Raw genomic sequence first — 19,123 nt, forward strand, 5'->3', positions numbered from 1 at the left:
GAGGGGCGGATTGCACGAACGGGACGAGCAGCTCTGGCAAACGGTCCGGGCAGGCCGGTTCAGCGTCATCATCGACGCCGAACGCTATTTCGAGGTCGCGCGGGAGGCGTTTCTGCAGGCGCGGTCCCGCATCATGCTGGTCGGCTGGGACTTCGACGCGCGCATCCGGCTGAGCGGGGAGGAGCGCGGCGAGGATGAGCCCGCCACAGTCGGCGAGTTCCTGTATTGGCTGGTCGAACGCACGCCGACGCTGGAGCTGTATCTGTTGCGCTGGGACGTGGGGGCGCTCAAGTCGCTGTTCCGCGGGTCCACCGTGTTCACGGTGATGAAATGGATGCGGCACCCGCGCATCCATACCAAGCTGGACGGGCATCACCCGACGGGCGGGTCGCACCACCAGAAAATCGTCTCCATCGACGACTGCTTCGCTTTTTGCGGCGGGATCGACATGACGAGCGAGCGTTGGGACACGCGCGAGCACCGTGACGATGAGCCCGCCCGGCTGACGCCCAGGGGAAAGCCGTACAAACCCTGGCACGACGCGACCACCGCCATGTCGGGACCGGCAGGCGCGGCGATGGCGGAGCTGTGCCGGGAGCGTTGGCTGCGGGCCACGGGCAAGCGGCTCGCGCCCGTTTCCGTCACGGGGCGCTGTTGGCCCAACGGGCTGGAGCCTGATTTGAGCGATGTCGATGTCGGCGTCGCGCGCACCATCCCCCATATGGACGATCAGCAGAGCATCCATGAGATCGAGGGGCTGTTCCTGCACCAGATCGCCGGGGCGCGCCAAAGCATCTACATCGAAAGCCAGTATTTCGCGTCGCGCAAGATCGCGGAGGCGATCGCCGCTCGCCTGCAAGAGGAGGACGGGCCAGAGTTCGTCATCATCAACCCGACCGTTGCGGAAGGCTGGTTGCAGCCGCTGGCCATGGACACCGCGCGGGCGCGGCTGATGAAGGCGCTGCGCCAGGTCGATCGGCACGGGCGCCTCGCCATGTACCACCCGTTCACCGCCGGGGGTGAGCCGATCTATGTCCATGCGAAGATCATGATCGTCGACGGCACGACGATCCGGGTTGGATCGGCCAACATCAACAACCGCTCCATGCGATTGGATAGCGAGTGCGACGTGCTGGTCGAGGACCCCGATGCCGCGGTGGCACTGCGCAACGGCCTGATCGCCGAACACCTGGGCCTTTCGACCGAGGTGGTCGGCCGAGCGATAGCGGAGCAGGGCCTGATCGCCGCGATCGAAGCGTTACGCGGCGATGGCCGGTCGCTGCGTCCTTACGAATTGCCCGATCTGGGCAGCGCGGCCGAGTGGCTTGCCGACAATGAACTGCTCGATCCCGAGGGGCCGGACGAGATGTTCGAGCCGCTGGCGCGGCGCGGGCTGTTCCGACGGAAAGGGACGCTGCGACCGCAATAGAGCGGCCGTAACCGTGGCGGCTGGTCCATGTCCGCCACGGTGCGCTCCGTGATGCGGAACGTCACCGGCCGGCTGAGCTTCCTCGCCCATCACCGCCATGGCAGCGTCGTCGACTGGCCCTCAAGACAGGAACCTCGCGATAGGATAGCGTGTGCGCACCCATTGATCGCGATCGTGAAAGGCCCTGCGTCATTCCGCCCTTTTCCTTCAGGTTCGATCCCGCAATCGGCGCAGTGTGCGTGACCCTGTCCGGCCGCTGGTCCATGCAGACGGCCCATGACTATACACAGGCGGTGACGAACCTCGTCAGCGCCGCGCCATCGGGCACCACGCCGCGCAAGGCATTGTACGACCTGCGCGAGTGTGATCTGCATACCCGCGAGGTTTCCGAGATGCTGGCCGCGTTCCATGCCCGCGTCACCCCCGACATGGACCGGGTCGCCTTTATCGGCGCCTCCACACTCGAAGGATTGCAGGCGAAGCGGATCAGTTCGGGGCGGGAGTGCCGCGTGTTTCCCAGCGCCGAGGAGGCGAGGGCGTGGCTGGCGGAGGTTTGATCCGCCGGTCATCGGCTTGGAGACCGTCGCTAAAGCCCGAACACGATCGGCCGTGATGGTCCCGCGAACGCCCATGGCGTCGCGCCGAAGTCGCCACCTATTCCGTCGATGCCCTCCAGATGAAGGTAATCGGCGCGAAACCCGGCTTCCTGACGGAGCGCGTTCCAGTCGGGGAGGACGAAGTCGTGGCCGCGCTGTTCGACCAGCCCGTCCGTCTTCAGACCTTGCAGCACGCGATTGATGTGGACGGAGGTGAGGCCGAGCACGTCCGCCATCTCCTCCTGCGTCAACGGCATGTGGAAGCCGCCGCCCCTGGTCCGGCCGACGACGGTCAGCCGCACCAGCAGCTCGCAGAACAGATGGGCCAGATGCTCGCGTGCCGAACGCCGGCCCAGGCACGCGTTGCGTTCGGCAAGCATCGCGTTCTCCACCGCGCCCAGCCAGCCCAGCGCGTCGGCGATGCCGGCACTTCGCTGGCTGGCGGTGCGCAGCGCGGTCCTGTCCAGCGTGACGACCGTGCACGGCATCAGCGTCATCACCGCGAAATCGCTGTTGCGCACATACAGCGCGTCGAGATCGCAGATGTCGCCGGGCAGCAGCAGTTCCGTGATCTGCCGCCGACCGTCCGCGAGCAGCCGGTATCGACAGGCCCAGCCGTCGATCAGGACATGCAGGCGCTGCGTCCGTGTGCCCTGGGCGATCAGTTCGACCCGTGCCCTGACCGACCGCTCGTCCTCGTAAAGGCCGTGAAGGATGTCGAGATCGGCATCGCCGAGCCCGGCCATCTGTTTCAGGCGCGTGAGGAAGGCGTCGGGGATCGCCCCGCTTGTCCGGTGGGGACTCACCGTGCGGCTGCGCGCGCGGTGAGATGCCAATGCAGAGTGCTGCCCATGCACATGTGCTCTCCGATGCCAGTCGACCGGCTGGATCGACAACATGGGTTTACGTGCGTTAAAGTGCGGCGCCTTATACGGGTATAGTTCCGCCGGTGTTTGAGGTGGAGAAAACCATGACCAACCCCTTGATCCGGAAACTCGACGCGTTCGTCAGGCTGTCGGACGACGAGAAGAAGGCCCTGGACGCCTTGTGCGGGCGCACGGTCGTGCGCCGGGCGGGAGAGGACCTGATCCGGGAGGGCGACCGGCCCGAAGAGGTCATCCTGCTGCTGGAGGGATGGGCCTTTCGCTACAAGCTGCTGCCCGATGGCGGCCGGCAGATCATGGCCTATCTCATCCCCGGCGACCTGTGCGACATCCACATCTTCATCCTGAAGGAGATGGATCACAGCATCGGCCTGTTGAGCGATTCCACGATCGGCCTGATCCCGGAAAAGGCGATGGTGGAGTTCCTCGACACGCACCCGCGCCTGTCCCGTGCGCTGTTCTGGTCGACGCTGGTGGATGAGGCGACGTTGCGCGAATGGCTCGCCAACACGTTGCGGCGTGAACCGTTCGAGCGGGTCGCGCACCTGCTTGCCGAGATGTGGATGCGGATGAAGGCGGTCGGCCTGGTTCAGGGCGAGACGTTCGACCTGCCCCTGACCCAGACGGAGCTTGGCGACACGATCGGCCTCAACTCCGTGACCGTGAACCGCGTCCTGCAACGGCTGCGCGCGGAGGAACTCATCACCCTGAAGGGTGAGCGGCTGTCCATCCTGGACGCGAAGCGGCTGCTGGCGGTCAGCGACTTCAACCCGAACTACCTCCACCTCGATCCGCGGCAACCCGCCGGCCGGTGAGAAGTTTAACCGGTGTCAGGGAATAGCCGGCCACCAGGGTGTAAATAATTGGGATGAGTACGCTTTCCGTCACTCGTATCAAGGTCGCCGTCGATCTGGGGGACGCGGACGGTCTGCTGGTCATGCACGAAGGCGCGCTGGTCGCGGTGCTGGTGTGCCTGGACGACGATTTCTACGGAAGCGAGCGGGGGCGATGGCATCTCGAGGCCGGGTTCGGTCGCTGCGGCGCGTCCGTGCCGACGTTCGAGACGATCGCGGCCGCGCTGCGCTGGATCGCGGACCGTCTGGAGCTCGACGACGAAAGCGTCAGGTCGGCCCTCGCGAGCGTCAGGCCCGCTCGATAGGATCGCCAATCCACGAGGCAACGCGATTAGGTCATGGCGTCGCTTACCCGATGTCACGCGTCAGCCGGTCCCAATTGCCATGCGCGAAACCCCGCCGCGCCTCGTCGTCCAGCGATACCTGTTCCAGGAACCGGCGCGGCTGGCCGCCCTCCTTGTACTGATAGGGGAAATCGGTCGAGAACAGCAGGCGTTCGGCCCCGACGATGTCCAGACAGCGTTGCAGGTACGTGTCGCTCCACATGCCACTGCCGGTCACGTACAGGTTGTGGCGCGCATAGTGGGACAGCGGGTGTTTCAAATCGAGCGCGCGTTCGAACACGGCGGCGGTGCGCTCCAGATAGAACAGCACCACCTCGCCCCAATGACCCAGGATGATCTGAAGGTCGGGCAACTGGTCGAACACGCCCGCGGCCACCAGCCGGTTCCATTGCAGCCCCGCCTCGTAATGCCAACCCAGGCCAAAGGCGGCGAGCGCCAGGTCCGCGGTTTCTCCAATGCCCGTATAATTGGCGGCGCGAACCTCGGCCAATGGCGTCTGCGGGTGGATGAACACCGGCACGCGCAGCTCCGCCGCCTTGGCGAGCAGGGGGCGCAGGTCGGGGTGGTCGAGATGACGCTCCCGCGTCCTGCCGCAGAGCAGCGCGCCCTTCAGGCCCAGATCGCGCACGGCCCGCTCCAGTTCGCGGGGCGCGGCGTCGGGGTCGGGCGTGGGGATCGCGGCGAGTCCCTGAAACCGCTCGGGATGCCTGGTGCATGTTTCCGCGATCAGGTCGTTGACCCGCTGCGCCATCTCCACCGCCACGCCGGGCGACAGGTTGTGCAGCCCGGGCGTGGTGAGGGACAGTACCTGAACATCCACGCCCTGTTCGTCCATCAACGCGATCCGTCCCTCGCCCAGATCGGCCAGACGGCGGCCATTCTCGCCACCATCCGCGAAGGCCGACACCGGATCGTGCGGTGGCGGAGCAGTGTCCCAGGCGTCGCGCACGAATGGCGGAAGGATATGCTCTTCGATCGCGATCAGGCGCATGGGCTCGTCCACCGGAGGGATCATAGCCGGCTGAACCCGTCCTCCGGGCTTTGGTTTCGCCGGGCGCATGGCCGGCCGATGCCTGGTGGTGACTTTGCGCCTTGTCGACGGAGGCTTTCCGCTGCCGACGCCTTCCCGAGCCGCCTCGCATTCGATCTGGCGCTTATGACACCCTGTATTCACTGCGACCGCACCGTTCGGGGTCGAAGTCGCGGCCCTCGGCCGCCGCGCTCGCGATTGGAGCGTCGGCAAGATCGGCGCGGGCAGGTCGCGCGCCTTGTACAGCACAGCCTCAAACCGGCGGCCCCGCCATGACGCGGCCGGCACACACGACCACCGTCCACCATCGCGACCCTGCCGGCGCGATGATCGTCCCGCCGGCGCCGTCTAAGGCGGAAGTCGGCCGCGGCCAGCACATTGATGCCTACTCATGCATTGCCGGCTCAGCGGGTCCAGCAGCGCAATGGGTGGTCCCTGCGGCTTGATGAGGGAGCCGGCGGTCAGGCGCCCGAGCATTGTGGAATTGCGGCGGCCGTTCGCGGGATCGATCTTGTGGACGGGGCACGCCGCTGACGCCAGTCTGCGATGAACTGGCGGCCCGACTTCAGGCACGCCGGCCAACGTCGCGGCTTGGTGGCTGAAGCGGCTCGTCAGGTGACCCGCCAGACACGCGCCTTACGAACGCCGTGGCCGCAACCGCATCGCGACTCACCAGGCGTTCGACGCACGGACATGGTCCGCCCGTCCTCGCAAAGTCGAAGACTTAGTCCCGCGCGCTTTCCTTGATCGTCGTCGCGATGCCGGCGACCATCAGGATGACCTCGTCGGCGCGCGCGGCGATCGCCTGATTGATGCGGCCGGCGATGTCGCGGAAACGACGTGCCAGCGCGTTGTCGGGCACGATGCCCCAGCCGACCTCGTTCGTGACCAGCAGCACTCGGCCCCGTGCCCCGGCGAGCGTCTGTTCGACCTCGCGCAGGTGACGATCGACATCATGCTCGCCCAGCAGCAGGTTGGACGCCCAGAGCGTCAGGCAATCCACAAAGATCGTGGCGTCCGGCGCGTCGGCGGCCGCGATCGCCCGCGCCAGATCGACCGGCGCCTCGACGGTGCGCCAGCGCTGGTCGCGATCCGCGCGGTGGCGGGCGATGCGGTCGCGCATTTCCCCGTCGAACGCTTGTGCGGTCGCGATGAACACCATGTCCCCGCCGGCCCGCTCGGCCAGCGATTGGGCGTGGCGGCTCTTGCCCGATCGCGCGCCGCCGACGACCAGGGTTTTGCGCCCTCTGCCGGTGTCCGTCATGTGCACTGATCCCGCCGAGCTCGCTTGTTTCGTCATGACGCTTTGTCGATAGACGCGGCGATGACGCGGTTCCACCATAGCGATCCGGCAGGCGGCGCCCTGACCTATCACGGTGGGCGGCTGGATGTGGCGGCAGAGCGGTTCCAATCGGCTCCGCAGCCGTGGATCGACCTGTCCACGGGGATCAGCCCGTTCGCATGGCCGACAGAGCGGCTGGCGGCGCCCGACCTGCGCGCATTGCCGTCACCGGCCGCGCTCGCCGCGCTGGGCCTTGCCGCCGCCGAGCATTTCGGGGCGCCGGCGGTGCCGATCGCCGCGCTGCCCGGCAGCGAGATCGGGTTGAGGATGCTGGGATCGATCGACCCGCCGCGGCCGTGGCGCGTGGTCGGGCCGGGTTATCGCAGCCACCTCGACGCGCTGCCCGGCGCGATGGCGATCGCACCCGAGTCACTGGATGATGAGGCGGGCCTGGGCGGCACGATCCTGCTCGCCAATCCCAACAATCCCGATGGTATTTCCTGGCAGCCGGACCGCTTGATCGCGGTCGCGCGCCGCCTGGGGGAACGTGGCGGTCTGCTGATCGTGGACGAGGCATTCGGCGATGCGCTGCCGGACACGAGCATCCTTCCCCTAATCGAGCGCGACGACCCGGTGCTGGTGTTCCGATCGTTCGGCAAGTTCTTCGGTCTGGCGGGTGTGCGCCTCGGCTTCGTCGCGGGCGAGGCAAATCGGGTTGCGCGCCTGGCCGACCGGCTGGGGAGCTGGCCGGTGTCTGCGCTCGCCATTGCCTGCGGAACCGCCGCTTATCGCGACACGCGCTGGATCGCGGCCGCGTGTGTGCGACAGGCGTCAGTGGCCGCGGACCTCGACGCCGTGCTGGCGCGGCATGGCCTGGCGGCACGCGGTGCATGTCCGCTGTTCCGGCTGGTCGAGACGGAGGCGGCGCCTGAAATTTTCGACCGGCTGGGCCGGAGCGGCATTCTCGTGCGGCCCTTCGACGATGCGCCGCGATGGTTGCGGTTCGGCCTGCCGGCGGATGACGAGGCGATGCGGCGGCTGGACGAGGCGCTGGGCAATGGCTGAGCCGGTCGCGCTCGCCGCGCTGGCGATGGACGCCGCCCTCGGCTGGCCGGCATGGCTGTATGTGCGCGTCGGGCATCCGGTCGGCGGCTTTGCGCGGTTGATCGGCGGATGCGAGCAGCGCTGGAACCGTCCCATCTCCACGCCCCTGATGCGGCAACTGGCGGGCGTCGCCACGATCGCGCTTGTCGTTGCGGCGGCGGCCGGGGGCGCCTGGATCGCACAGGCGGCCGTCCGGGCGGTGTTCGGGCCAAGCGGCTGGCCTGTCATTGCCTTGCTCGCATGGCCCGCGCTGGCGCAGCGTAGCCTGGACGATCACGTCCGGGCGGTGGCGACGGCGCTCGAACGGGATGATCTTTCCGCGGCGCGAGCGGCGGTCGGCTCTATCGTGGGTCGGGACGTCGCCGCGCTGGATCGGTCGGGCGTCGCGCGTGCGGCGGTGGAGAGCCTGTCCGAAAGCTTTTGCGACGGGGTGGCAGCACCCCTGTTCTGGCTGCTGGTCGGCGGACTGCCGGGCGTTTGGGCGTACAAGGCGATCAACACCGCCGACAGCCTGATCGGTCACCGCGAGGAACGCTGGCGCGCATTCGGTTGGGCGGCCGCCCGGCTGGACGACGTGGCGAACCTGGTGCCCGCGCGCGTCGGCGGCGCGCTGATCTGCCTGGCGGGTTGGGGCGGATGGCGGGTCATGGCGCGCGACGCGCGGCGGCACGCGTCGCCCAACGCGGGCTGGACGGAGGCGGCGATGGCCGGCGTGCTCCGCGTCAGGCTGGCCGGCCCGATCGCCTATGACGGGGTGATCGCCGAAAAGCAGTGGATCGGCGACGGACGCACCGATCTGGACGCACGCAACGTGCGCCAATCGCTGCGCGTGTATCGCCGCGCATGTGGGCTGTTGTGGATGGTCGCGGGGGGCTTTGCGTGGGTGCTGTGATGTTTCAGGGCACCGGGTCCGATGTCGGCAAGTCGGTGTTGGTGGCTGGGCTGTGCCGTGCCTTCAGCAATCGTGGCCTCCGCGTCCGACCGTTCAAGCCGCAGAACATGTCCAACAATGCCGCCGTCACCGCCGACGGTGGCGAGATCGGCCGCGCCCAGGCGACGCAGGCGCTGGCGGCGCGCGTGGCCCCCGAGGTGGACATGAACCCGGTCCTGCTGAAGCCGCAGGGCGACCGCACCTCGCAACTGGTGGTGCACGGTCGGGTGCGCGGCGTCCTGCAGGCCGCAAACTGGCGCCGGGGGCGAGAGGGGCTGATGCCGGAGGTGCTCGCCAGCTTTAGCCGGTCGATGGCGCAGGCGGATGTGGTGGTGGTGGAGGGTGCGGGTTCGGCGGCGGAGGTCAACCTGCGCGCGGGCGACATCGCCAACATGGGCTTTGCGCGGGCGGCGGGTGTTCCGGTCGTCCTGGTCGGCGACATCGACCGGGGCGGCGTAATCGCTTCGCTGTCGGGCACGCGGGTGGTGCTGGACCCGGCGGACGCTGCGCTGGTCGCGGGATTCCTCGTCAACAAGTTCCGGGGCGATCCCGCGCTGTTCGCCGATGGGCTGACCGCGATCGCATCGCATACCGGCTGGCGCAGTTTCGGCGTGGTGCCATGGCTGGCGGAAGCGGCGCGACTGCCGAGCGAGGACGCGGTGGTGTTGCAGAAGGCCGGCCCGCGCGGATCCGGCGGGCGCATCGTGGTCGCTTGCCCGGTCACGCGCCACATCGCCAATTTCGACGATCTCGATCCCTGGCGTTTGGAGCCGGAGGTCGAACTGGTGATGGTGCCGCCCGGCACTCCGATCCCGGCAGAGGCGGCGCTGGTCGTGCTGCCGGGATCGAAGGCGACCATTGCCGATTTGCGCTTCGTCCGCGAACAGGGTTGGGACATCGACCTGGCCGCGCATCGGCGGCGCGGTGGCGCGATCCTGGGGCTGTGTGGCGGTTACCAGATGCTGGGCCGCGCCGTCGCCGATCCGCAAGGGATCGAGGGGACGGCGGAGACGGTCGCGGGATTGGGTCTGCTCGACGTCGAAACGGTGTTGGGCGGGACCAAGGCGCTTGTGCAGGTGGCGGGGCAGGCGCGGGGTGCGCCGTTCCAGGGTTATGAGATGCATATGGGGCTGACCACCGGGCCCGACGCGGTGCGTCCGGTCGCGCGGTACGACGACGGTCGCGTGGACGGGGCGACCAGCGAGGACGGACTGGTCGCGGGCAGCTATGTCCACGGGTTGTTCGGGCTGGCCGCACAGCGCCGCGCGTGGCTGGACGTGGCGGGGGACGGTCCCGATCACGCCGCCAGCGTGGACGCGGCGCTCGATGCGATCGCGGCCCGGCTGGAGGCGCATCTGGATATCGACGCGCTGCTCACCCTTTCACGGCGTGCCGACGATCACCGCGGCGAGTAGCAGCCCCATCTCGACGATCTCGATCCCGGCGCCATGCGCATCGCCGTTGACGCCGCCCAGCCGCGCACGCAGCCAGCCGAGATAGCCGGCGATCAGCGCGAATGCGGCGAGGAGGAAGGGGGCCGCGACCGCGCCGGCGAGCAGCAGCAGTGCCCAGCCGATCAGGTCGCGCCTGCGCACGGCGGTGGCGACACGCGCACCCAGCCCCGGCTTCAACGGTGGAAGCAGCCGCGCCCAGAGCAGCGGGCCAATGCGCGAGGCAAAGGGTATAAGCGCGACCGGCCACCATCCGAGCGGCAACAGCGCGTGCAACAGGACCAGCTTTGCGAGTAGCTGCATGACGAGCGCGACGACGCCGAAGCTGCCGACATGCGGGTCCGCCATGACGGCGATCAGACGGTCGCGATCCCCGTGCGCGGCGCCCAGCCCGTCGGCCAGGTCGGCCAAGCCGTCAAGGTGCAGCGCCCCGGTGACGCCGACCCATGTCGCCAGCGCGGCGAGCGCCCCGACCCATGGCTCCACCTGCATGCCCAACCAGCCCGCGCCCGCGACGAGCATGCCGATGACCAGCCCGACCAGCGGGTAGCAGCGGATCGCGGTGGCGAAGTCCGCATCCGTGGCGACAAGTGCCGGCACGGGCAGGCGGGTCAGGAAGCCGAGGGCGAGCAGGAAGCCCCTCATCGCCGGGCGCCCTCATCCGACGACAGCGCGACGATCTGCCCGCTCGGCGCCGCCTCCTGCCACAGCCGGAGCGTGACGACGCAGGCATAAGGCAGGGCGAATGCCCAAGTCTGTCGCACGTCGAACCCGCATGCGGCGGACAGCGCGGCACGTATGGCGCCCGCGTGCGTGACCACCAGCGTTTGGTCGGCAAGATCGTCCAGCGCGGCGGAGACCCGCGCGACTAGCTCGGACCAGCGTTCCCCATCCGGTGGCGGACGGGCATCCGGGTCGTCCCAGAAGCGGCCCAGCGTCGCCTGGTCGACATCGCCTGCGCTGCATCCGTCCCATGCGCCGAAGTCGAGTTCGCGCCAGCGTGGATCGACGGCCACGGTGCGGTTCATCCCCGCCGCGATGGCCTGGGCACAGGTCCGTGCGCGCGCCAGGTCCGACGCAAGGACGCTTTCGAAAGACAGGGCCGCAGCGGCATCTACGCAGGCGGCCACGCCCTGCGCAGTCACCGCGCAGTCCGTGCGTCCCAGCATGCGCTCCGTCAGCACGGGTTCGCCGTGACGCATCAGGTGCACGACGCGCGGGTTCGTCACGCGGTCGCCACGCCCGCCTCGGCAAAGGTCGCCATGCCCGCATGTGCGGCAAGCGCCGATCGAACGACGCAGGCGGCGACGGCGCCCCCGCTGCCCTCACCCAGTCGCATGCCGAGCGACAGCAACGGATCGAGGCTCAGCCGGTCGAGCAACCGCCTGTGTCCGGGCTCCGCCGATACGTGCCCTGCCACACAATGGTCGACGATCGCAGGGTTGGCGGCAGCGAGCGGGGCGATCGCGGCGGTGCAGATGAAGCCGTCGAGCATGACCGGAACGCCCACGCGCCGTGCCGCCACGACCGCACCGGCGATCGCCGCGATCTCCCGCCCGCCCAGCCGGCGCAGCGTCTCGAACGAATCGCCCTTCGCGTCGCCGTGGCGTGCCATGGCGGCAGTTACCGCGTGCCGCTTGGCGGCGAGTGCGGCGCCCTCGACGCCTGTGCCCGGCCCGACCCAGTCGTCGGCATCGCCGCCGAAACTTGCAAGCGCCAGCGCGGCGGCGGCGGTCGAGTTGGCGATGCCCATCTCGCCCAGGACGATCAGGTCCAGTTCCGGATTGACGGCGGCGGCACCCGCGTTCAGCGCCGCCAGGCACTCCGCCTCGGTCATCGCAGGGGCCTCGACGATGTCGGCGGTCGGTCGATCCAGATCGAGCGGCACGACGCGCAGCTGCAGTCCCGCCGCGGCGGCCAGCGCGTTGATCGCCGCACCGCCTCGATCGAAATTCGCCACCATCTGCGCGGTGACGGACGGGGGAAAGGCGCTGACTCCGCGTGCGGCGACGCCGTGATTGCCGGCGAAGACGACCACGCGGCCGCGATCCAGAGTCGGAATGGCGCGCCGCTGCCACCCGGCCATGAAGGTCGCGATGTCCTCCAGCCGGCCGAGCGACCCCGGCGGCTTGGTCAGCTGTGCCTGGCGCGCCTTCGCAGCGGCACGGCTGTGCCCGTCCGGCAGCGGCAAATCGTGCAGCGCGGCGGCGAAGGCCGCGGGCGTGGCGAACGCGATCATTCGACGATGAACCCTTCCGGAGGCGTGCGGGTGATGAAATGACCCTTCACTCCCGCCGGCCATTGCTTGAAGGGCACCTGCCCGGCCTCGCTGTCGGCGTAGAGCGCGGCATATTCCAGGATCGCGCGCGCGGCATCGGCATCGGGTGCGAAGCGGCCGAGCACATAGCCGACCTTTCCGGCGGCGCGCAGGTGCACCGTGCAGAACTCGGCACAGGCGAACAGGCACGGCATCTCCTGCACCGCGAGGTGGGCCAGCGCGGGGTCGGCGGCCTGCGCGGCGCGCAACGCCTGCACCAGCAGCGCGCCGCCACGGCGACCCTCGGCATCCTCGCGCGCATCGGTGGACAGGCGACAGGTGTTGCACGCGACCACGGCGGGTCCGCGCGTGACGGGGTCCAGCTTCATCAGAATTCGATCCCTGCCTGGGCCTTGATGCCGCCGCGGAACGGGTGCTTCACCTGAGTCATCTCGGTGACCAGGTCGGCGGCGTCGATCAGCGCCTGTGGCGCGTTGCGGCCGGTGACGACGACATGCGTCATCGGCGGGCGGGCGTTCGCCGCCTCCAGCACCTCGTCGACGGGCAGATAGTCGTAGCGCAGCACGATGTTGAGCTCGTCCGCGATCACCAGCGCATAGGCGGGATCGGCGATCATCCGCTTCACCTCGTCCCAGGCGGTACGGGCGACCGCGATGTCGCGCGCGCGATCCTGCGTGTCCCAGGTGAAGCCCTCACCCATCGGGCGAAACTCGACCAGATCCGGAAAGGCGTCGAAGATCGCGCGTTCGCCCGTCGCCATCGCGCCCTTCACGAACTGCACGATCCCGACCTTCATGCCGTGTCCCATGGCGCGCACGGCCATGCCGAATGCGGCGGTGGACTTGCCCTTGCCGGGGCCGGTGTGGACGATCAGCAGGCCCTTCTCGCCCGTCTTCGTCGCCATCATGTCGCGGCGCGCGGCCTGGATGCGGCGCATCTTGTCGGCGTGGCGATCGTCGCGGTCGAAATCGTCGGTCACGACCGGTATCCTTGCGCCGTCACGCGTTCGGCGGCGCGGCCGAACAGGTCCGCGGTCGCCAACCAGAACACCCCCTGCGTCCCGAGCGAGGCCAGGCGGAACTGCCACAGCAGCGATGCGGGGAAGTCGGCCGGCACTTCGTCCACCACGGGCAACAGCCATTGGCCGATCGCCACCAGCCCGACATACGTCGCCAGCGAAAGCAACATCCGGTCGAGCAGGCCCGTGCGGCCCCCCAATCGACCGAACGCCCATGCCGCGCCCGTGGCCGCCGCACCCGACAGCGCGAGCATGGTGAAATAGGCCGCGGTGCGCATCCGCACCGTTTCGTGCAGGCCGACGGCCGGCGGGGTGGGCGGATATTTGATCGCCGGCACCAGCACGACGACTACAAAGGCGCCAACCGCCAGCAGCAGCGCCAGCGCGCGCGGCGACAGGCCGGCGACGCGGCCGTACAGGCCGGCGAACAGGATCGCGAACACGCCGCCCGATGCCGTGCCGTACAGCCCCATCGCGGTGAACAGGCCCCAGCTTTTCTGGGTCGCGCGGCTGACGATCTCCGGCTCCGCGGCCGCGCCCATCGCGTGATGCGCCTCCAGCGCGATGGCGGCGTCGATATGCGGCTCAGCGAACAACAGGGCGAAGGTCGCGGCGATCAACGCCCCGACCAGTCCGGCGAGCATCCCCCGCCAGAGCAACGATCTGGTCATGTGACGTCCCCGCCAGGATCAGTGGCAGGGAAAGCCGAGCAGGTGCCGCCCGTCATGCACATATTCGTGCACCGACTTGCCGTCGAACAGGGCGAACGCGCCCTGCTCCGTGCTGACGAAATACAGCAGGATCAATGCGACCACCGCGGCGAACACCGCCCATGGCGCAATTTCGGCCAGCGGGATCGGGCGGGTGGAGGAGACGAACGGGCCGGGGTGAATAGCGGCGCGGGTGGTGGTCATGACATCGCTCCTGCCGGGAAGACGCGCCCGGTTCGGGTGGGGGGTGAAGGCGCCGGGCGGGGTCTGGCTCTCGACAGGCGTGGGCCCGTCGATCACAGTGGCGCGACCGCGCCGGTATCGCACCGGCTTCCCGCCCGGCTCCGATGCGACGGGGTGTGCAGGCTGGACCAGGACACGTCAACCGCCCAAGAGCATTCGCGCATGACGACCCGCTTGATCCTGATGTGCGCCGGCGCCACGCCCTCGACACGGGCGGCGCGATTTCCCGACCCGGCCGAGGCGCTGGACGAGGGCGGCAGGGCCAAGGTGCGGGCGATGACGCGCACATGGCCCATGACGGCGCGGAGCGTTGTGAGCCCCGCCGTTGCTGCGCAGGAGACAGCGGATCTGTTGGGGATCGGCGGACAGGTGGAGCCGGCATTGCGTGACATGGACGCCGGCGGTTGGGCCGGGCGTGGCATGGAGGAAATAGGCGAGGCGGCACTCGCCGGCTGGCTCGCCGCGCCGGAACTGGGCGCGCCGGGTGGAGAGGGCTTGGCGGCCGTGCGTGCGCGGGTGGGTGCGTGGCTCGACGCGCTGGAGCCGGGTTGGGTGGTCGTGGTCACCCACGCAGCGGTGATCCGCGCGGCGGTCGCCCACGCGCTCGCGATCCCCGACGCGGCGGTGTTCGCGATCGATGTGGCGCCCCTGACCCGCGTGGCGCTGTCGCGGCATGGCAGGTGGCGCTTGCAGGAGCTGGGACCGGGGGCGAGCATCGGCGGCTGAGGATATGGCCGCCCGGCGGCGACGATCGGGTTCGCGCCGCGCCATCCCGATGATTGGCTTAGGAACGGAATGGCAGCGCGGGGTAGCGTTCGGATTCGAATACGCGGCGCGGGCGCAGGAGCTGCCAAGCCGGCGCTTCTGCGCGTCGTCGCGCCCCGTGACATTTGGCGGCTGCGGGTCCGTGAGCCTTCTGGGACACCACACCGGGGCGTCTAGTGCCTGCCGGCAGGACGTGTCGCGGGGGATCGCTCGTCGAATGATCCGCCGCGCGCGCTCAGCCGACGCCCCGCCGCAAGAGATAGGTGTCCATGATCCAGCCATGCTCTGCGCGCAGCGCGGCGCGGCGGGTGCGGATCGGGGCGGCGATCTCGCCCAGTGGGCCGGCGGCGAGCGCCTGTTGCGGCATGCCGAGATACGCGCCCCACCACATGTGGATGCCATCGGGATCGATCGTGTCGAACGCGCACTGACCGTCCAGCATCACGGCCAGGCTGTCGAAGCCGGTCGGCCAGCCATCCTGCGCCAGGCGGCGGCCGGTGGTCACCGCCACCGGCGCGCCGAGCGTGTTGAGCGGGATCGCATGCGCGGCGGTCAACGCCTGCAGGCTGGTGATGCCGGGCAGGACGTCGACCCGAACGCCCATGCCCCGCGCGCGCAGCCGCTCCGTGATGCGCAGCGTGGAATCGTACAGCGACGGATCGCCCCACACGAGCAGCGCGAGCCGACCGCCATCCGGCAGGTGCGCGGCGACCGCCCCTGCCCATGCGTCCGCGATCGAGTCGTGCCATTGCTCTACGCCGGGCAGGTACGGCGCCGCTGCGTCACGCCGCGGCAGGTCGAAGATCGCGACGCGGCTGCGGTCGCCGAGCACCGCGTCGCACAGCGCCAGGCGCAGGTCGAGCAGGTCGGCGGTGTCGGCCCTCTTGCGTGGCAGCAGGATCAGATCGGCGTCCCGCATCGCGCGCTCCCCCGCGCGGGTCAGGTGGTCCGGATTGCCCGTGCCGATGCCGATCAGTTGCAGGTCGATCATGCCTCCTCCAGCAGGGGGCCGTAGAGGATCAGCGCTGGTGCATCCGACACGCCCGCGCGCAATCGCTCCGCCAGGGCGGTGATGGTGGTGCGGGTCAGCCGCTGGTCGGGATGGCCGACCTGTTCGGCCAGCAGCGCTGGCGTATCGCCGGGCAGGCCATGCGCGGCGAGGTCGTCTGCCAGGACGGGAAAGGTCCGCTTCGGCATGAAGACCACGGTAATCGCCTGGCCATCGGCGAGCGCGGCCATGTTGCGCGAAGCCGGCAGCGTTCCGGTCGCGTCGTGGCCGGTGACGAACTGGACCCGCCGCGCCGATTCGCGCCGGGTGAGCGGAATTGCGGCCACGGCGGCGGCGGCCTGTGCCGCGCTGATGCCGGGCACGATCTCGAACCCGATGCCGGCATCGCGCAGCGCGGCGATCTCCTCCTCCAGCCGCCCGAAGATGCCGGGATCGCCGGCCTTCAGCCGCACGACGCGGGCGCCGGAACGCGCATGCGCGACCAGCAGCGCGGAGACATGCCGCTGGCTGGGCGAGGGGCGGCCGGCCCGCTTGCCGACCGCGACCAAGTCGGCGCCGCTGCGCACATGGGCCAGCACCGGACCGGACGAAAGGTCGTCGAACAACACCACGTCCGCCCGGCGCAGCCGATCGACCGCCTTCAGCGTCAGCAGCTCCGGGTCGCCCGGCCCGGCCCCGACGAAGCTGACCACCGGGTCGCTGTCGCCATCCCGGATCATGCCACCGCCGCGATCAGGTGGAAGAAGGTGCCCGAGACCCGCCCGCGCCAGGAACCGGTGTCGGCGATCGCGTTGCCGTCCGCGTCGGTCACGTGCGCCAGGGCGGGGTCGGGCTGTTCGATGATGGTGGAGTAATGGAACTCATGTCCCGCCAGATGGGTGCCGACCGCCAGCGCTCCGACAGGAGCGGCAAGAACCGCACGGCGATAGCCCAGGTGCATGCGCCGGCTGGCATAGCTGGTGACGAGGCCGAGCAGTCCGGCCATGCGATGACGGACGCCATCGGCATCTATCAACCCCTCTCCCAAAGCCATGTACCCGCCGCATTCGCCGTGGATCGGACGATCGGCGGCGTGCGCGTGAAGGCCGGCGCGGAATCGTTCGCAGGCCGCAAGGCGACCGGCATGAAGCTCGGGATACCCGCCCGGCAGCCAGACAAGGTCCGCGCGGAGGTCGGGTGCCTCGTCGGCGAGAGGGGAGAAGGGAACGATCTCCGCACCCGCCTCTCGCCACGCGTCGATCAGGTGCGGGTAGGTGAAGGAAAAGGCGGCGTCGCGCGCCAAGGCGATCCGCTGCGCCGGGGGCACGATGTTCGACACCGACGCGGCGGCGCGCTCCGCCTCCGTCCCGGGCCGCGCGGACCATGCGGCGGCGTCGCGCAGCGCGGCCAGGTCTACATGCTCGGCCAGAAAGGCGGCATAGCCGGCGATCTTCGCGTCGAGGTCGGGATGCTCCACGGCCTGGACCAGCCCCAGATGGCGTTCGGGCAAGTGCAGGTCCCCGCGTCGCGGCAGGGCACCGAAGACGCGAATGCCCGCAGCCTCCATGCCGGCGCGCGCCAGGCGTTCGTGACGCGGGCTGGCGACGCGGTTCAGGATCACGCCGGCGACGCGCACCGCCGGGTCGAACCGCGCGAAGCCGAGCGCGGTGGCGGCCGCGGATTGCGCCTGGCCCGATACGTCGATGACCAGCACCACCGGCCAGCCGAACCGGGCGGCGATGTCGGCGCTGGCTCCGCTGCCAATCGCGCCGGCGCGCGCCACCCCGTCGAACAGGCCCATCGACCCCTCCGCCAGCACCATGTCGGCATCGTCGCCGCGCGCGGACAGCGCGTCGAGCAGCGACGGGGCCATTGCCCAGCTGTCCAGATTGAAGGACGGCCGGCCACTCGCCGCGCGGTGAAAGGCGGGATCGATATAATCCGGGCCGCTCTTGAACGGCTGCACCGCGACCCCGAGGTCGCGCAACGCGCGCAGCAGCCCCAGCATCACCGTTGTCTTGCCGGTGCCCGACGCGGGCGCCGCGATCATCAGGCCCGGGGTCATGCGTCGTCCCCCGCAAAGCGCGACGCCGCCGATTGCGGGCGGAAGCGGCGGTCGTAGCTGGGGGCATACAGGCTGCTGTCGGCGAAGTCGTCCGCCGCAAGCACGGGACCGACCAGGATCAGCGCGGTACGCTCCGGCCCGCCCGATGCGGCCTCCGCAATGGTGGACAGCGTGGCTCGGACGATACGCTGGTCGGGCCAGCTCGCCCGCCAGACGATCGCGACCGGGCAATCGGGGCCGTGGGTGGCGGACAGCTCGGCCGCGATCTCCGCCAGGCGGTGGATCGACAGGTGGATGGCGAGCGTCGCGCCGGTGGCGGCGAAGGCGGCGAGCGTCTCGGCCGGGGGCATCGCGCTGGCGCGGCCGGAGGTGCGGGTCAGCACCACCGACTGGGCGAGGCCGGGCAGCGTCAGCTCCACCTCCAGCACGGCGGCCGCGGCGGCGAAGGCGGGCACCCCCGGCGTCACGTCGAAGGGGATGTTCATCGCGCGCAGCCGCCGCAACTGCTCCCCCATCGCCGACCAGATCGACAGATCGCCCGAATGCAGCCGCGCGACGTCCAGGCCGGACGCGTGCGCGGCGGCGATCTCCGCGATGATCTGGTCGAGCGACAAGGGCGCGGTGTTCACGATGCGCGCACCCGGCGGGCAATGGTCGAGCAGCGCGGCGGGTACCAGCGAGCCAGCGTACAGGCAGACGGGCGAGGCGGCGATCAGATCGCGCCCGCGCAGGGTCAGCAGGTCGGCCGCGCCGGGGCCGGCGCCGATGAAGTGGACGGTCATGCGATTGTACCTTCGGCGACGGCGCATGTGGCCATGCGATCGGGAGAGATGCGGCGGGAAGAAAGCAGTCGGGCGCCCGGCCCGGCGGCGACCATCGCGGCCGCCTCCGCCACGCTGCCGACGCCGCGCGCGGCCAGGCTGGCGAGCGAGCGGGTGGGCGTCTCGATCGCGGCGAGCGCGATCGGATCGACGGCGATCAGGGGCAGGCCCATCGCATCGGCAAGCGGCTGGACGAGCGGCGCGCGGTCGGCGGGCGCGGCGAGCGCGTGGCAGGTCCGGCCGTCGCTCGCCAATGCCAGCGCGGCGGTGAGGCTGTCCGTGGTCGCCCCCGCCCGGCAACCGAAGCCGGCGACGATCATGCGGCCAAAC

The 19,123-nt window shown here is 70.0% G+C and carries 23 protein-coding genes; 8 read left to right on the forward strand and 15 right to left on the reverse strand.

The annotated features are described in order from the left end of the window. The first annotated feature begins 10 nt into the window (after positions 1–10). Together BMX37_RS08355 and BMX37_RS08360 are read left to right on the forward strand one after the other, a co-directional pair. Positions 11–1,429: a phospholipase D-like domain-containing protein gene (locus tag BMX37_RS08355; protein ID WP_093665266.1), complete on the forward strand. Its 1,419-nt coding sequence runs from the start codon at positions 11–13 to the stop codon at positions 1,427–1,429. 239 nt (positions 1,430–1,668) lie between these two features. Further along, positions 1,669–1,986, forward strand: coding sequence for a SpoIIAA family protein (locus BMX37_RS08360; protein WP_139198054.1), 318 nt, complete (start codon positions 1,669–1,671; stop codon positions 1,984–1,986). A 29-nt stretch (positions 1,987–2,015) separates the two neighbouring features. Here BMX37_RS08360 and BMX37_RS08365 read toward each other — a convergent pair whose 3' ends face one another. Then, positions 2,016–2,861 carry a Crp/Fnr family transcriptional regulator gene (locus tag BMX37_RS08365; RefSeq protein ID WP_170841897.1) on the reverse strand — a complete coding sequence of 282 codons (846 nt, stop codon included), beginning with the start codon at positions 2,859–2,861 and terminating at the stop codon, positions 2,016–2,018. Between the two features lie 134 nt (positions 2,862–2,995). Here BMX37_RS08365 and BMX37_RS08370 point away from each other — a divergent pair, with 134 nt between their 5' ends. Both BMX37_RS08370 and BMX37_RS08375 read left to right on the forward strand, forming a co-directional pair. Beyond that, positions 2,996–3,724, forward strand: coding sequence for a Crp/Fnr family transcriptional regulator (locus BMX37_RS08370; protein WP_093665391.1), 729 nt, complete (start codon positions 2,996–2,998; stop codon positions 3,722–3,724). Between the two features lie 53 nt (positions 3,725–3,777). After that, positions 3,778–4,068, forward strand: coding sequence for a hypothetical protein (locus BMX37_RS08375; protein ID WP_093665269.1), 291 nt, complete (start codon positions 3,778–3,780; stop codon positions 4,066–4,068). A gap of 43 nt (positions 4,069–4,111) precedes the next feature. On the opposite strand, the gene BMX37_RS08380 is transcribed toward BMX37_RS08375, so the two are convergent. Both BMX37_RS08380 and cobU read right to left on the reverse strand, forming a co-directional pair. Then, positions 4,112–5,110: an amidohydrolase family protein gene (locus BMX37_RS08380; protein ID WP_244501461.1), complete on the reverse strand. Its 999-nt coding sequence runs from the start codon at positions 5,108–5,110 to the stop codon at positions 4,112–4,114. A gap of 751 nt (positions 5,111–5,861) precedes the next feature. Continuing rightward, positions 5,862–6,401, reverse strand: coding sequence for a bifunctional adenosylcobinamide kinase/adenosylcobinamide-phosphate guanylyltransferase (gene cobU, locus BMX37_RS08385; RefSeq protein WP_093665270.1), 540 nt, complete (start codon positions 6,399–6,401; stop codon positions 5,862–5,864). 60 nt (positions 6,402–6,461) lie between these two features. On the opposite strand from cobU, the gene BMX37_RS08390 reads away from it, so the two are divergent. From BMX37_RS08390 to BMX37_RS08400, 3 genes are read left to right on the forward strand one after another with little or no spacing between them, the layout of a single operon-like run. Next, the gene (locus BMX37_RS08390; protein ID WP_093665271.1) at positions 6,462–7,484 is read left to right on the forward strand and encodes an aminotransferase class I/II-fold pyridoxal phosphate-dependent enzyme; all 1,023 of its coding nucleotides are present in this window, start codon (positions 6,462–6,464) and stop codon (positions 7,482–7,484) included. Further along, complete coding sequence (gene cbiB / locus BMX37_RS08395) at positions 7,477–8,415, forward strand: adenosylcobinamide-phosphate synthase CbiB (RefSeq protein WP_093665272.1); 939 nt, start codon at positions 7,477–7,479, stop codon at positions 8,413–8,415. The genes BMX37_RS08390 and cbiB overlap by 8 nt, the downstream gene beginning before the upstream one ends. Beyond that, a complete protein-coding gene (locus tag BMX37_RS08400) occupies positions 8,403–9,869 on the forward strand; it encodes a cobyric acid synthase (protein ID WP_093665273.1) in 1,467 nt (488 codons plus the stop codon). Before cbiB ends, BMX37_RS08400 begins: the two co-directional genes overlap by 13 nt. Here BMX37_RS08400 and cobS read toward each other — a convergent pair. Genes cobS through BMX37_RS08435 form a run of 7 tightly spaced genes read right to left on the reverse strand, consistent with a single transcriptional unit; the run spans position 9,837 to position 14,115 of the window. Further along, positions 9,837–10,550, reverse strand: coding sequence for an adenosylcobinamide-GDP ribazoletransferase (gene cobS / locus BMX37_RS08405; RefSeq protein WP_093665274.1), 714 nt, complete (start codon positions 10,548–10,550; stop codon positions 9,837–9,839). The two genes, BMX37_RS08400 and cobS, sit on opposite strands and share 33 nt — an antisense overlap. Continuing rightward, entirely contained in the window at positions 10,547–11,134 is a 588-nt protein-coding gene (locus BMX37_RS08410; RefSeq protein WP_425288445.1) for a histidine phosphatase family protein, read from the reverse strand. The genes cobS and BMX37_RS08410 overlap by 4 nt, the downstream gene beginning before the upstream one ends. After that, positions 11,131–12,144, reverse strand: a complete 1,014-nt coding sequence (gene cobT, locus BMX37_RS08415; protein ID WP_093665275.1) for a nicotinate-nucleotide--dimethylbenzimidazole phosphoribosyltransferase — start codon at positions 12,142–12,144, stop codon at positions 11,131–11,133. Before cobT ends, BMX37_RS08410 begins: the two co-directional genes overlap by 4 nt. Further along, complete coding sequence (locus BMX37_RS08420; RefSeq protein WP_093665276.1) at positions 12,141–12,551, reverse strand: DUF1636 domain-containing protein; 411 nt, start codon at positions 12,549–12,551, stop codon at positions 12,141–12,143. Before BMX37_RS08420 ends, cobT begins: the two co-directional genes overlap by 4 nt. Continuing rightward, on the reverse strand, positions 12,551–13,162 hold the full coding sequence (gene cobO / locus BMX37_RS08425) for a cob(I)yrinic acid a,c-diamide adenosyltransferase (protein WP_280139235.1): 612 nt from the start codon (positions 13,160–13,162) through the stop codon (positions 12,551–12,553). The genes BMX37_RS08420 and cobO overlap by 1 nt, the downstream gene beginning before the upstream one ends. After that, a complete protein-coding gene (locus BMX37_RS08430) occupies positions 13,159–13,872 on the reverse strand; it encodes a CbtA family protein (protein WP_093665277.1) in 714 nt (237 codons plus the stop codon). The genes cobO and BMX37_RS08430 overlap by 4 nt, the downstream gene beginning before the upstream one ends. Positions 13,873–13,890: 18 nt before the next feature. Next, positions 13,891–14,115, reverse strand: coding sequence for a CbtB domain-containing protein (locus BMX37_RS08435; protein ID WP_093665278.1), 225 nt, complete (start codon positions 14,113–14,115; stop codon positions 13,891–13,893). 201 nt (positions 14,116–14,316) lie between these two features. On the opposite strand from BMX37_RS08435, the gene BMX37_RS08440 reads away from it, so the two are divergent. Beyond that, positions 14,317–14,880, forward strand: coding sequence for a histidine phosphatase family protein (locus BMX37_RS08440; RefSeq protein WP_093665279.1), 564 nt, complete (start codon positions 14,317–14,319; stop codon positions 14,878–14,880). Between the two features lie 274 nt (positions 14,881–15,154). On the opposite strand, the gene cobF is transcribed toward BMX37_RS08440, so the two are convergent. From cobF to BMX37_RS08465, 5 genes are read right to left on the reverse strand one after another with little or no spacing between them, the layout of a single operon-like run. Further along, positions 15,155–15,910 (reverse strand): precorrin-6A synthase (deacetylating), encoded by a 756-nt coding sequence (cobF, locus tag BMX37_RS08445; protein WP_093665280.1) that lies wholly within the window; start codon positions 15,908–15,910, stop codon positions 15,155–15,157. After that, on the reverse strand, positions 15,907–16,647 hold the full coding sequence (gene cobA, locus BMX37_RS08450) for a uroporphyrinogen-III C-methyltransferase (protein WP_093665281.1): 741 nt from the start codon (positions 16,645–16,647) through the stop codon (positions 15,907–15,909). The genes cobF and cobA overlap by 4 nt, the downstream gene beginning before the upstream one ends. Then, positions 16,644–17,972 carry a cobyrinic acid a,c-diamide synthase CobB gene (locus tag BMX37_RS08455; RefSeq protein WP_093665282.1) on the reverse strand — a complete coding sequence of 443 codons (1,329 nt, stop codon included), beginning with the start codon at positions 17,970–17,972 and terminating at the stop codon, positions 16,644–16,646. The genes cobA and BMX37_RS08455 overlap by 4 nt, the downstream gene beginning before the upstream one ends. After that, positions 17,969–18,754: a precorrin-4 C(11)-methyltransferase gene (cobM, locus tag BMX37_RS08460; RefSeq protein WP_093665283.1), complete on the reverse strand. Its 786-nt coding sequence runs from the start codon at positions 18,752–18,754 to the stop codon at positions 17,969–17,971. Before cobM ends, BMX37_RS08455 begins: the two co-directional genes overlap by 4 nt. Then, positions 18,751–19,113, reverse strand: coding sequence for a cobalamin biosynthesis protein (locus tag BMX37_RS08465; RefSeq protein ID WP_093665284.1), 363 nt, complete (start codon positions 19,111–19,113; stop codon positions 18,751–18,753). Before BMX37_RS08465 ends, cobM begins: the two co-directional genes overlap by 4 nt. Positions 19,114–19,123: the final 10 nt, after the last annotated feature.

The organism is Sphingomonas gellani (assembly GCF_900110035.1).
Classification (GTDB): domain Bacteria; phylum Pseudomonadota; class Alphaproteobacteria; order Sphingomonadales; family Sphingomonadaceae; genus Sphingomonas; species Sphingomonas gellani.